14 protein-coding genes are annotated in these 13396 nt (G+C 51.1%); 1 reads left to right on the top strand and 13 read right to left on the bottom strand.

From position 1 onward, the window contains the following. Positions 1-28: 28 nt before the first annotated feature. The 13 genes from BLP47_RS05245 to lepA all read right to left on the bottom strand — a co-directional run bounded on the left by BLP47_RS05245 (position 29) and on the right by lepA (position 12969). Entirely contained in the window at positions 29-787 is a 759-nt protein-coding gene (locus BLP47_RS05245) for an isoprenyl transferase (protein ID WP_091851135.1), read from the bottom strand. Further along, positions 787-1506, bottom strand: coding sequence for a DNA repair protein RecO (gene recO, locus BLP47_RS05240; RefSeq protein WP_091851132.1), 720 nt, complete (start codon positions 1504-1506; stop codon positions 787-789). Before recO ends, BLP47_RS05245 begins: the two co-directional genes overlap by 1 nt. 40 nt (positions 1507-1546) lie before the next feature. Further along, positions 1547-3277 (bottom strand): 2-isopropylmalate synthase, encoded by a 1731-nt coding sequence (leuA, locus tag BLP47_RS05235; RefSeq protein ID WP_091851129.1) that lies wholly within the window; start codon positions 3275-3277, stop codon positions 1547-1549. Between the two features lie 133 nt (positions 3278-3410). Beyond that, entirely contained in the window at positions 3411-4295 is an 885-nt protein-coding gene (gene era / locus BLP47_RS05230) for a GTPase Era (RefSeq protein ID WP_091851127.1), read from the bottom strand. Next, the gene (locus BLP47_RS05225; RefSeq protein WP_091851124.1) at positions 4288-5361 is read right to left on the bottom strand and encodes a hemolysin family protein; all 1074 of its coding nucleotides are present in this window, start codon (positions 5359-5361) and stop codon (positions 4288-4290) included. The genes era and BLP47_RS05225 overlap by 8 nt, the downstream gene beginning before the upstream one ends. A 2-nt stretch (positions 5362-5363) precedes the next feature. Beyond that, complete coding sequence (gene ybeY / locus BLP47_RS05220) at positions 5364-5822, bottom strand: rRNA maturation RNase YbeY (protein ID WP_091851121.1); 459 nt, start codon at positions 5820-5822, stop codon at positions 5364-5366. Continuing rightward, entirely contained in the window at positions 5819-6760 is a 942-nt protein-coding gene (locus BLP47_RS05215) for a PhoH family protein (protein ID WP_197672364.1), read from the bottom strand. Before BLP47_RS05215 ends, ybeY begins: the two co-directional genes overlap by 4 nt. Next, positions 6760-7050, bottom strand: coding sequence for an HIT domain-containing protein (locus tag BLP47_RS05210; protein WP_249883282.1), 291 nt, complete (start codon positions 7048-7050; stop codon positions 6760-6762). The genes BLP47_RS05215 and BLP47_RS05210 overlap by 1 nt, the downstream gene beginning before the upstream one ends. Before the next feature lie 44 nt (positions 7051-7094). Then, on the bottom strand, positions 7095-7796 hold the full coding sequence (locus BLP47_RS05205; protein WP_091851115.1) for a 16S rRNA (uracil(1498)-N(3))-methyltransferase: 702 nt from the start codon (positions 7794-7796) through the stop codon (positions 7095-7097). Further along, positions 7796-8848, bottom strand: a complete 1053-nt coding sequence (dnaJ, locus tag BLP47_RS05200) for a molecular chaperone DnaJ (protein ID WP_091851112.1) — start codon at positions 8846-8848, stop codon at positions 7796-7798. Before dnaJ ends, BLP47_RS05205 begins: the two co-directional genes overlap by 1 nt. Before the next feature lie 3 nt (positions 8849-8851). Continuing rightward, complete coding sequence (gene hrcA / locus BLP47_RS05195; protein WP_091851109.1) at positions 8852-9871, bottom strand: heat-inducible transcriptional repressor HrcA; 1020 nt, start codon at positions 9869-9871, stop codon at positions 8852-8854. Between the two features lie 41 nt (positions 9872-9912). Beyond that, a complete protein-coding gene (hemW, locus tag BLP47_RS05190) occupies positions 9913-11112 on the bottom strand; it encodes a radical SAM family heme chaperone HemW (RefSeq protein ID WP_091851106.1) in 1200 nt (399 codons plus the stop codon). Next, the gene (gene lepA / locus BLP47_RS05185; RefSeq protein ID WP_091851101.1) at positions 11113-12969 is read right to left on the bottom strand and encodes a translation elongation factor 4; all 1857 of its coding nucleotides are present in this window, start codon (positions 12967-12969) and stop codon (positions 11113-11115) included. A gap of 132 nt (positions 12970-13101) precedes the next feature. Between lepA and rpsT the strand changes: the two genes are divergently transcribed. Further along, a complete protein-coding gene (gene rpsT, locus BLP47_RS05180) occupies positions 13102-13362 on the top strand; it encodes a 30S ribosomal protein S20 (protein ID WP_091851098.1) in 261 nt (86 codons plus the stop codon). Positions 13363-13396: the final 34 nt, after the last annotated feature.

Below are 13396 nucleotides of genomic sequence, written 5' to 3'. Positions count from 1 at the left end.
AGTGAATTACTGCCTGTGCGGGCTTTTTCTAGTTTAGCGGAGCATCTGAAGCTTGGCCAAAGCGGCGCTGTCTTCTGCCGTATTCCAAAACCGCAGACCACAGGGTCTCCCGAGTGAAATCCGGCCACAGGTCTGGCAGAAACAGATATTCCGCATAGCTGGACTGCCATATCAAAAAGTTCGAGCTTCGCTGCTCTCCTGAAGAGCGCAAGAAAAGATCCACATCGGGCAATTCAGGGACGTATAAGTGTTTTGCGATGCTCTTTTCGGTGACTAACCCTTGCTTAATCTGGCCCGATGCGACCTTGGAGTTAATTTGGTTTACCGCGTCTACAATCTCTTGACGCCCCCCGTAGTTCACCGCCATCGTCAGGGTCAGCCCCTTATTATTTTTAGTGCGCTCCTGAGCCTCCAGCAGTTCGGTTATTACCGAAGGCCAGAGTTTTGGGGTTCTTCCCGACCAGCGAATTCGAACCTGCCAACTGTCGAGCAAGTCTCTTCTTCTTCTGAGGACTTCCTTGTTGTAACCCATCAAAAAACGAACTTCCTCGGGAGATCGCTTCCAGTTTTCAGTTGAAAAGGCGTATGCAGTTATGTGGCTCACGCCCGCTTCAATGGCCCCCGCCACAAATTCCAACAGAGCTGCCTCGCCCGCTTTATGGCCTTCGGTTCTAGTGAGTCCGCGTTGATTCGCCCAACGACCATTACCGTCCATAACTATTGCGATGTGCTTTGGAATTGCCCCAAATTCAGGGGGCTTGCGTCCTGAATCAAATAATTCAGTCACTAGCGCTCCACGTGATTAAGGGCCTTTAAGCCACGCTCCAACTGCCACTGCAAGTATCCGGAAATAACGCCACTCACCGTTGTTTTCACGCTCGCATCAGCCAATTCGATCTGCTCCCATTCGCCGCGCAACAGATGTGTCATCAATCTAAGACCTTTTTCCCCGAGCCGGACCGAACCCGGCATCGTGCAGTCATTGCAACTTACGTGACCGGTGTGTACGGAAAATGCAATCGGGCTCGGATCCCCGCAACCCTGGCATGAATCCAGGTCGGGCACCCATCCCGAGAGAGCTAAAGCCCGCAGCAGGTAGCTATCTAGCACCTGACTCGCTGGCTGAACTTTTTGTGAGAGAGTTCTAAGCGCCCCTAATAAAAGCATGTAGTGCTGCGAGGTCGAAGTTTCGCGAGTCAATCTTTCCGCTGCCTCAACAATTGCCGAGGCCGCCGTGTAAGTTGCGTAATCGGAAACAATCTGGGCACCGTAGTTGGCTAGTTGCTCAACTTGCGAAACAGTATCAAGATTCTTGCCCTCGTAAAGCTGCAGATCAGCCACCATAAAAGGTTCAAGTCTTGCCCCAAACCGACTGGTTGTCTTTCTCACACCCTTGGCCACCGCCCTGATTTGGCCATGGTTCTTTGACAAAGCGGTGAGGATTCTATCGACCTCCCCAAGCTTATGAGTGCGAAGTATTATCGCTTCATCTCGGTAGTGGGGCATTTACTTAGTATCCATCACTCAGAGCCATTACCCCTTTAGGCTAACCTCGTATCGCTCGATTCACGGCGGAAATCAGTGCCTTTAGAGAAGCCGTAGAGATGTCGCCATCAATGCCAACCCCCCAGAGATTTCGGCCCATAACCTCGAGTTCAATGTAGGCAGCAGCTTGCGCATCCCCCCCGGCAGACAGGGTGTGCTCAACATAATCTAAAAGTTTTGCCGCAACACCATGCTGGTTTAGAACATCAAGGAAAGCGGATATCGGTCCGTTTCCAGAGCCTTCAGAGCTGATTTCTTGCTCAGCGACACGGAGCGTGACATCAAGCTTCACAATGCCATCCATGGCGCTCTCTGAACGCATCTTTCGAAGTTCGAAGCGACCCCACTTATGCGAGCCGACGCCCGAAGGCAAGTACTCGTCCTGGAAGCTATGCCAAATCTGTTCTGAGGTCACTTCCCCGCCATGCTGATCCGCTTTGCCCTGGATTACCTTGGAGAATTCAATCTGCAGCTTTCGGGGCAAGTCTAAGTTGTGGTCAGTTTTGAGAAGATAGGCAACCCCACCCTTACCCGATTGAGAATTTACTCGAATAACAGCTTCGTAATTTCTGCCGACATCCTTGGGGTCAATCGGAAGATACGGAACACCCCAGGTGAATAGATCCACCGAGGAGTTGGCTGCCGCAGCATCTCGAGCCATCTGATCAAAACCCTTTTTAATTGCATCTTGATGCGATCCGGAGAATGCGGTGTAAACCAGGTCACCACCGTATGGACTTCGCTCTGGGACCGGTAGCTGGTTGCAATATTCGACCGTTCGCTTTATCCCGTCGATGTCAGAAAAATCGATTTGAGGATCAATCCCCTGACTGAAAAGGTTCAAGCCGAGCGTCACCAAATCAACGTTTCCAGTGCGCTCGCCATTACCAAATAGGCAGCCCTCAATACGATCTGCCCCGGCAAGATAGCCCAGTTCCGCGGCAGCAACTGCTGTGCCACGATCATTATGCGGGTGAAGCGATAAAAGAATGGAATCGCGTGGCACAAGATGATTGCTCATCCATTCGATTGAGTCGGCATAAACATTTGGGGTTGTCATCTCTACCGTTGCAGGCAGGTTGATTATCAACTTGCGCTCCGGGGTTGGCTTGATAACAGCCGCCACCGCGTTGCACACCTCCAGAGCATATTCCAACTCGGTGCCGGTATAAGACTCTGGTGAATATTCGTAGAAGACTTTTGTGCCGGGAAGGGTTGCCTCGAGCTCTAAGCACTTGCGCGCCGCGGACAATGCGATTTCCTTGATGCCATCTTTATCTAGACCAAAAACCACCCTGCGTTGCAAAACCGAGGTTGAATTATAAAAATGCACAATCGCACTGTGGGCTCCCCGGAGGGATTCATAGGTGCGCTCAATCAGGTGGTCGCGGGCCTGAGTTAAAACCTGAATTGTCACGTCGGCAGGAATGTGGTCGTTCTCAATTAGAATTCGCACGAAATCGAAATCGGTCTGGGAAGCCGAAGGAAAGCCGATTTCAATTTCTTTATATCCCATTCGAACCAACAGCTTGAACATCTCGAGCTTGCGCTCTGGGCTCATGGGGTCAATCAGAGCCTGGTTTCCATCCCGAAGGTCCACTGCGCACCAATGCGGTGCCTCGCTAATTCTCCTGGAGGGCCAGGTCCGTTCCGGCAAATCCACCTTGATTTGCTCGTGAAAAGGTTCGTAACGCTTAAAAGGCATTTTTGAAGCCCGTTGCTGATTTTTCATTTCATCTCCTCGCTAAAAATTGGGTGGCCACTCAAAGGCTCCGCGACGAGTAGGGACCGATTCAGGCCTCGTCGCGGCCAATAAGAAGAAGAGGTAGGCGCATTGCACAACACTAGCACTCCATGGTTTTTGGCTAAAAGCCCAGCTTCCCTAATTCTTTCGGGTTACGTTGCCAATCCTTAGCGATTCTCACCTGAATTGCTAGGTGAATCGGCTCTCCGTAAAGGGCTTCTATCTTGCCCCGCGCCTCGATACCAATCCGCTTGAGCATTGAGCCACTCTTGCCGATAACAATTCCTTTTTGACTATCTCGCTCCACCCAAAGCGAAACATGCATCGTGGGTTTATTCTCGCCCTCGGTGATTTCATCCATTGTGACAGCTAGCGAGTGTGGAAGCTCATCGTTCACAAGTTCAAGGGCCGATTCGCGCACCAACTCACAGATTCGATCTTCCATAGTCTCCGCGGTATCTTCATCGGCCGAGTAAAGGGCCGGTCCCGGGGGTAATTGAGCCACCAGAAGCTTCTCAACCAACTCAAGCTGGTCGCCGGATACGGCGGACACTGGGACAATTTCTTTCCAATCCGCAAGCTGGCTAACCTCAAGTAGATGCTGCGCGAGTTGCTGCTTGGAAACAGTGTCGGTTTTGGTCACAAATGCCAGCTTCTTAGCCCTTGGGAATTTCGCGAGATCGGCAACAATGTGCTTATCCCCCGGCCCGACCTTTTCGTTTGCGGGAGAGCAAAATACAATTACATCCACCTCGGTGAGTGTTGAAGTCACCAAGTCGTTTAGCCTTTGGCCTAGAAGTGTCCTTGGCCGATGAATCCCAGGCGTGTCGACGATTATTAGCTGGTAATCATCCCTGGTGATAATCGCCCTAATCGCCTTACGAGTGGTTTGTGGTTTGGAGCTGGTGATTGCCACCTTTTGCCCAACTAGAGCGTTTGTTAGGGTTGATTTTCCAACATTAGGCCTTCCAACGAAGCTCACAAATCCGGATCTAAATTCAGTCATTTTCACTTTCTAACTTGCGCACCAATATGCTTAGTATCCTCCCCTTGCGAGCGTCCACCCGCTCAGCGGTGAGCTCCAGACCCAAAACAGTAACCACCTCACCACCTTTAGGCAATTCGCCATTTGCCTTTATCAATAGCCCGCCCACTGTGTCAACATCTTCGTCCTCGAGTTCAATCTCACAGTGCTCGGAGAGCTCGTCCAGGGTGACCCTCGGGCTGACCCTGAATAGATCGACATCCACAAGCTCAATGTCTTCACCCTCACGGTCGTACTCATCGGTTATTTCCCCAACCAGCTCTTCAATCAGATCCTCCACGGTCGCAATGCCGGCGACGCCACCGTACTCATCCGTGACGATAGCAATTTGCACCCTGGTGACTTGCATTTGCTGCAAAAGAGCAGAAACCGGTTTGCTCTCTGGTGTGAATAATGGCTTTCGTGAAGCTTGTCTTGCGGTAACGCTCGAAAGCAGTGAAGGATCTCGGTGAGTTACACGAGCCACATCTTTCAGATAAAGAACTCCTACAACATCATCAACATTCTCCCCTATGACGGGAAGACGCGAGTAACCACTTGCAATGAAAACCGCTAGCGCATGCTCCAAAGTGTCCTCGGCAGAGACAACTTCTAGGTCAACCCTCGGAACCATTACCTCGCGAACAATCGTCTCGGAAAAATCTTCCACGGACTCAAGCAAATCCTGCTCGTAGTCCTCGACTACCTCGGGGGCGCTTAGCCGAATCGGCGACACAAGCCTCGCCCAGACTGTGATGGCCTTATCTAGCCGAAATGCCGATTTTTTGGCAAGCTCGCTTTTGCCAAGGGTGCTGCCAATAATTTGCTGTAGAAACCAAATCAGAAGCAGCGCGAAGGCTAGAAGTGCCGCCACGGGCTGAGTGGCGGCCATAAAAACCAGCCAAACCGCGGCAGTCAAGACCAATAATGCAGCTCGCAAAATGGATAGCGACCCGGCGCGCGGGTCGCCCTCGCGTTCCAAATAACCCTGGGCCATTGCCACCGTTGACAAAAGGACCAGCATTGCAAACCCAATAATGAGTTCCACTATTATTTGGCCTCTGATTCATAAAAAGCCGCGAGGATTTCACGCTGCAAGCCAAACATTTCTTCTTCCTCTTTTGGCTCAGCGTGGTCGTAGCCAACAAGGTGCAGCATGCCATGGGTTATTAAAAGCAATATTTCATCAATCATTTGGTGACCCGCGGCACTGGCCTGAAGAGTCGCCACCTGCGGGCAGACCACGATATCCCCCAAAATCCCCGAATTAGATACCGAATCCTCATCACCGGGGCGAAGTTCGTCCATCGGGAAGCTAAGCACATCAGTGGGGCCGGGCTCATCCATCCACTTCACATGCAAATCTGTCATAGGAGCCTCATCGATGAACATAATTCCAACATCAACCATCGGATGCAATTTCAGCTGCTCTCTAACAAATTGGGCAACTAAAAGAACTCGATCAGTATCGATTTCAACATCTGATTCATTGGTTATTTCGATGCTCATTTACTCTCATCTAACTCATATGCTTCAACAATTCGAGTAACTAGCTCGTGCCGCACCACGTCTTGACTGGTCAACCTAAAAACGTGCAGCCCCTCGACTCCACTCAAGATTCCAGTAGCCGCTATCAGACCGGACTTCCCGCCCGGCAGATCTATTTGGGAGGCGTCGCCGGTTATTACCATTTTTGAATTGAACCCCAACCGAGTAAGAAACATCTTCATCTGCTCGGCCGTGGTGTTTTGCGCCTCATCCAAAATTACAAATGCGTCATTGAGGGTCCTGCCCCTCATATAGGCAAGTGGGGCAACTTCGATGACGCCAGACTCCATGAGCTTGGCGGTGACCTCGGGCTCAAGCATCTCTTGCAAAGAATCGAATAACGGCCGCAGGTATGGGTCAATCTTCTCGCTCAGAGTTCCCGGCAAAAAACCCAACTTTTCCCCAGCCTCAACGGCAGGTCTGGTGAGAATGATTCTTGATACTTGCTTGCTGTAAAGAGCCGCTACGGCCTTAGCAACTGCGAGATAAGTCTTGCCCGTGCCGGCCGGACCGATACCAAAAGTAATTGTGTAATCATCAATCGCCTCAAGATATTGTTTTTGGCCCAGGGTTTTGGCCCTGATTGTTTTGCCCGGGGTGTGGATTGCGCCCAGGCCTAAGATCTTGGCGGGAGATTCTTTTTGCTCTAGAAGAGCAACTGCCTCAATCACACTGCGTGAATCCGGTGTCACTCCCTGCCTCACCAAATCGGCAAGAGCCAAAATTGCCGCCTTGGCCTTCTCAGAATCCGACTCTTCGGCGTCAATCAGGAATCCAAAACCGCGATTCTGAATTTGCATCCCCGGAAATTGTGACTCAAGACTTCTAATTAGGGAATCTTCGGGGCCAAGCAATTGAACTAAATCAACTTCGGCAACATCAAAACTAAGCTTCGGCACTAGCTTCCCTGCTGGCTCAAAATGTGAGCGTGAGTGTGAAAAACAGACTGCCCCTCGCGCTCTCCCGTGTTGAACTGCAGTCGAAACTGACCGTCGGTGAACTTGGCTGCCATCTCGCGCACCAATTCGTGAAGCCCTAAAAGCGTTTGGGGGTCCGAGAGTCTTGAAATATCAGAACTGTGAATCCGGGGCACCACGAGAATATGAACCATCGCAAGTGGATTGATGTCTTTGAAAGCGATCGCGAATTCGTTTTCGCCAAGTAGCTCGGTCGGCAGCTCAGAAGCCACGATTTTACAAAAAATACAGTCCAATGATTCCTCCATGTTCAATTCTAGGCCTTATCCCAATTTGCACCTAGGGCACTGATTGCGGCAATTGCGGCAGGTCCGGCACTGGAGCTCCTGAGCACTGACTGCCCCAGCCTCACTCTAATAAAACCCTTAGATTCCAAAACCGCCATTTCCGAGTCGGTGATTCCGCCTTCTGGCCCAACCGCGATCGAAATATGCTCAATCGATAAATCGAGGTCCTTAAGACCGATCTCTGCTCTTGGATCAAGCACAATTCCAAGCTGACCACAAATTAGTTGCTTGGTACTGGAGAGCGGGTTGATAACTGGCAGCCATGCTTGTTGAGATTGCTTCATAGCCTCGGTTGATATTTGCTGCCAACGCAGCTGGTTTCGCTCTAATTTCCCGTCCCACCTAATAATGCAGCGACTAGCCGACCAGGGGGTTATCTCGGTAGCACCCAGCTCGATCGCAGTTTGCATGGCAAGTTCATCGCGGTCATTTTTCGCCAGAGCCTGAATCAAATGAAAACTCAGCGGCGACCTTGAGTGCTCGCGGGCTTTAGTAACCAATAGGGAAGGTGGGGTGAGCTCCAGCACCTCACACTCAAAGCTTTCTCCCAAACCATTTGTGACAACTATCCCCTCACCCTTTTGAATCCGCAGCGCACGAAAGTGCTTTTGCTCGGAGTCGCCTATGGAAGTTGAAGTGTTGCTAAAAGCTGGGTCATAAAACCAATGCACTAGAAGCGGCCTTTGGTTCTTCTGGAACCCAGCCGCGGAACATCTTGAGAGTGCATTTCTCGTAGTTTTTTGAACAAGTCTCGTTGTTTACCATCAAGTCTGGTGGGAGTCAGTATCTTCACTTCTACCAGTAAATCCCCACGACCACGGCCGCGCAACTTCGAGGCCCCAAGATGCTTCAAAGTAATAATGTCGCCATTTTGAGCCCCCTGCCTAACCTCCAATTTGGTTGGGCCATCGAGGGTTTCAATCTCAGTTTCAAAACCCAGCGCCGCGTCGGCTACGGGAACTTCGAGCACTGCCCTGAGGTCATCGCCATCTCGACCGAAAATTGGATCCGGGGCAACCGAAACTTCAAGGTAAATGTCTCCAGCTGGACCACCTGCAAAGCCCACTTCACCTTGGCCTTGTAGGTGCAGCCGCATACCGTCAGCGACTCCGGCAGGAATCTGCAATTCGAGATCTCGCTGTGCCCGGACCCGACCTTGACCGCGGCAAGTGACACAAGGGTTCGGAATTATCTGCCCGGTTCCGCGGCAGGAACCGCAAGGTGCGGTGGTTACCATCATGCCCATAAATGACTGCACCTGGCGCTGAATCTGGCCAGAACCCCTGCAAACATCGCAAGTCTGGATGCTAGTCCCCGGTTTGCAGCAACTCCCCTTGCAGGTTGCACACAGCACCGCTGTATCAATGGTTAGCGTCTTTTCGACCCCGAATACCGCCTCCGCCAAATTCAAACCCACTCGGAGTAAGGCATCTTGTCCCCGCTGCGCCCTGGATACCGGGCCACGAGTGCCACCACCACCGAAGAAATTATCAAAAATATCCCCGAGCCCAAAACCCTGTGCACCACCATTATCAAACTGCGCGCGCTGCTTCGCGTCCGACAAAACCTCGTAAGCGAAAGTCACTAATTTGAATTTTTCTGCAGCTGCCGGCTCCGGATTCACATCTGGGTGCAATTCTCGGGCAAGTTTGCGATAAGCCTTTTTTATCTCATCGGTAGTTGCCTGACGCGTTACGCCCAAAACCTCGTAGTGATCGCTCAAGAATTACCTTTCCGTTAACTTTGTTAGATACCGAGCCACGGCCCTGACCGAAGCGATATTTGATGAATAGTCCATCCTGGTTGGGCCCAAAATGCCAAGCTTGGCGACCTCGGTGCCTCGGTTTTGGTAACCACTAGCCATCATGGCCGTGTGACTAATGCCAGCTAGCCCAATCTCAGAACCAATCTTAAGGCCCACGCCATGCTGGTCAACCTCAAGTTCATCCAGCAAGCGAAGAAGCACCACCTGCTCCTCGATTGCCTCCAGCACTGTGGAGAGCTCGCCCGAGAAATCAGCATCGCGCTTAATCAGATTCGCCGCACCCGCTACCACCACTTTTTCCTGCCGATTAGCATCTACTAATCCTTGAAGAGAACTAGTGACCTGCAAAATAAAATTCCTATCCTCAGGAGAAAATTGAGATTCTAGATCCTTGAGGACATCTGACACCTGGGTGAGTTGGGAGTTGGAAAGTAGTCCGTTTAGACGACCCCGAAGGTCTTGAATCAGACTATCTTCCGGGTCTATTTCAACTTCAAGCTGTTGTTGTTGGATTCTCCCCGAATCCGTAATCAGCATCATTAAAACTCGGGAGTTCCCAAGCGGTAAAAGTTCGATGTGCCTAATCGAGGCCTGACCTAAAGACGGGTATTGCACCATGGCTAGCGTGTTGGTTAGCTGTGCCAGGGTCCGCGCGGTTCTTTGGACTATGTCGTCCAAATCAAGCCCAGCCGCCATAAAGACTTCAATAGCGCTTCGCTCAGGGTTGGTTAGTGGTTTCACCTCACCGAGTTGGTCTACGAATAGGCGATAGCCCTTCTCGGTTGGCACCCGACCCGCCGAGGTGTGCGGAGCAATGATGAGTTCTTCGTCTTCCAATAAAGCCATGTCATTACGAATCGTTGCTGCCGAAACTCCCAGGGGGTGGCGATCCAAAAGCGCCCTAGAGCCAACCGGCTGATTTGAGGTTATAAAGTCCTGAACAATTGCCCGCAAAACTTCGAGCGATCTATCCGGAATCATTGGCACTCCCCTGACTTGAGTGCCAATTCTAGCCCGAACAGTTATTTTGTGAGGAAATCAAGCACGATTCGATCCACAAACAACCTGCCGGATTCGGTGGCGCGGATTCGGTTTCCCCTAATCAACTCGATGGCCCCAACTGCCAGCTGCTCAGCAACCAGCTGAGCCGAAACCCCGAGCTCTTTGAGCACTCTTGTCTCGACTCCAAAAATTGTCCTCAGCTCCAGCATCAAAGATTCCTCAAGCTGCTGACTGCGAGTTAATACCTCCATACCGGCGACCTGAGAATGAGTCAAAAGCGCCTTGGCATAAGCATCCGGGTGCTTTGTGTTCCAAAACCGATTGCCGGCAATGTGCGAATGAGCGCCGGGCCCATACCCCCACCAGTCCTTAGATTGCCAATAGGCAAGATTATGCAGTGAAGGCTCGCCCCAGTTTGCTACTTCATACCACTCAAGTCCGGCTTGACCGATGAGTTCCGAAGCCAGCTCAAATTTTTGAGCATTCAAATCTTCATCAACTTCTTGGTGGATGCCCTTCGCGATTTGGCGGGCAAGCTTGGTGCCGGGCTCAATAATCAGCGAATAGGCGGAAATATGCTGTGTGCCAAGCTCCAATGCTTCCTCTAGCGTGGCCCTAAAGCTCTCAAGTGATTCTCCGGGGGCCCCATAAATCAAATCTACGCTGACCTTAAAACCCATCTGCTTTGCCAGAAAGACAATCCCGGCCACCGTGCTCGGATCATGTTCACGATCCAAAACCCTTAACACCTCTGGGTCAAAGCTCTGGACCCCAAAACTCAAACGGTTGATTCCGGCTTTTTTTAACCCAACCATTAGCTCTTCCGATGCTGATTCCGGGTTTGCCTCGAGAGTCACCTCACAGTTTGGTAATAAGCCGAAGGTGCTCTCCAGCACCGAGAGTATCTCGGACACCTGATCGGCTGAAAAAAGCGAAGGCGTTCCCCCACCAAAAAAAACCGTGGTTAATTTCTTGGGCTCGAATCCCGAATCAGCAAGAACCTTTTTGCTCAGCAGAATCTCTTGGATCAGTGGTTTGTGAAACTCTTCACGCTTTGTCGAACCAAGCTCCGTGGAAATGTAGGTATTAAAGTCACAGTAACCACAACGCGCTTTGCAAAAAGGAATGTGAACATATGCGTGGAAGCTGTCCGATGGCTCACCGAGCACTAGCTTTGAGTCGGAAGGCCAGGGCATACCGAGCGGCAACGGCCCAGACATCTATTTCTTCTTCTCGGCCTTTTGGCCTTCGTCGCTGGAGAGCGCCTGAATAAAAGCATCTTGTGGAACCTCTACTCGGCCAACCATTTTCATGCGCTTCTTACCCTCTTTTTGCTTTTCTAGAAGCTTGCGCTTTCTTGAAACATCGCCACCGTAACATTTGGCAAGCACATCTTTTCGCATTGCCCTAACCGATTCGCGGGCAATAATTCTCGAGCCCACCGCCGCCTGAATTGGCACCTCAAATTGTTGTCTTGGAATTAGCTCTCTGAGTTTTCCGACGATCTTGGTGCCGTGAGCATAAGCCTTATCCTTATGAACAATCGAGCTAAAGGCATCGACTTTTTCACCCTGCAATAAAAGATCCACTTTGACCAAATCGCCAACTGCGAAGCCATCATCCTCATAGTCAAGCGACCCATAACCCTGAGTTTTGGATTTGAGTTGATCAAAGAAATCAAAAACGATCTCCGCTAGCGGCAAGTTGTATCGAAGCTGAACTCGATCTTCGCCTAGATATATCATGTCGACCATAACACCGCGTTTTTGCTGGCAAAGTTCCATGATTGTTCCGACATAGTCCTTTGGGCTAAGAATCGTTGCTTTGACCATCGGTTCTTTTACCTCGCGAATTTTACCCTCGGGGAATTCGGATGGATTTGTCACAACAAAAGCGCTGCCATCCTCGCGAGTCACGTGATAGACCACCGAGGGTGCGGTTGCTATCAGTGACAAATTGAATTCACGCTCCAGGCGCTCGGTAATGATTTCGAGATGCAACAGGCCAAGGAATCCGCAACGGAATCCAAACCCGAGAGCGGCTGAAGTCTCAGGCTCATAGACCAACGAAGCGTCCGAAAGCCTCAGCTTATCTAGGGCATCTCTTAGGTTCGGGTAGTCACTGCCGTCGATTGGGTAAAGCCCCGAATAAACCATTGGTTTAGGCTCCGCGTAACCCTTTAGGGCGTTTACCGCGGGCTTCAGCTTCGTTGTAACAGTGTCGCCGACTTTGGATTGGCGAACATCTTTCACCCCGGTGATGAGATAACCAACTTCACCCACCGACAGACCTTTTGAGATAACCGGCTCGGGGCTAATGACGCCAATCTCCAAGAGTTCGTGAACGGCCTTTGTGGACATCATCTGAATCTGCTCCCGCGGGTGGAGTCGGCCATCAATCATCCGGATATAAGTAACCACACCACGGTAGCTGTCATAAACCGAGTCAAAGATCATTGCCCTTGCCGGCGCATCGGGATCTCCCACTGGGGCCGGAACTTTTTGAATAATGCGATCCAGCAACTCGGCTACGCCCTCACCAGTTTTGCCAGAAACCCTGAGGCAATCGGCCGGGTCTCCTCCGATCAAATTTGCTAACTCTTCGGCGTATTTTTCGGGCTGTGCTGCTGGTAAATCAATTTTATTAAGAACAGGAATGATCTCCATGTCATTTTCCATAGCAAGATAAAGGTTCGCGAGCGTCTGAGCCTCAATGCCCTGAGCCGCATCTACCAAAAGCACGGCCCCCTCGCAGGCTGCTAAAGATCTAGACACCTCGTAGGTAAAGTCGACGTGTCCAGGGGTGTCAATCATGTTCATGGCGTATGTAACAGTCTCAAACTCCCAGGGCAGCCTGACAGCCTGCGACTTTATGGTGATGCCGCGTTCACGTTCGATGTCCATGCGGTCTAAGTACTGGGCTCGCATCTGTCGATCATTGACGATTCCGGTGAGCTGCAGCATCCGATCTGCCAGGGTTGACTTGCCGTGATCGATGTGAGCAATAATGCAGAAATTTCTGATTAGCTCCGGGCTGGTCTCCGAAGGGACCAGTGCTTTCAGCGCGCGTGGAGACAATAGGACCTCTGTAATTGATTTGGACTTCTTTATTCTCTCACGGTGCTTGCTCCTCCCGCTCGAAACTGCTAGAGTTTGGCTTTGTTATAGGGGTAATTAGCCCTGAAAATTTTTCGCCAAAGAAAGTGAACCATGGCAAACATCAAGTCCAACATCAAGCGCATCGGAACTAACCTAAAAGCCGAGGAGCGCAACAAAGCAGTTCGTTCCGAAGTGAAAACTGCAATCCGCGCCACCAAAGAAGCTACCGCTTCTGGAGACGCCGTAGCAGCGAAGGCGGCGCTTGCTTTAGCAAGCCGGAAGATTGACAAGGCAGTTGCCAAGGGGATTATCCACAAAAACCAGGCTGCTAACCGTAAGAGTGCTATCGCGAAAAAAGCAGCTGCTCTCTAAGAAAGTTCAAAAAAATCCGGGCTTCGGCCCGGTT

Origin of the sequence: Candidatus Aquiluna sp. UB-MaderosW2red (genome assembly GCF_900100865.1) — a bacterium.
In the GTDB taxonomy this organism is placed as follows: Bacteria; Actinomycetota; Actinomycetes; order Actinomycetales; family Microbacteriaceae; genus Aquiluna.
The sequence above is the reverse complement of the archived record's forward strand: the minus strand, read 5'-3'. Positions and strand labels throughout refer to the sequence as shown.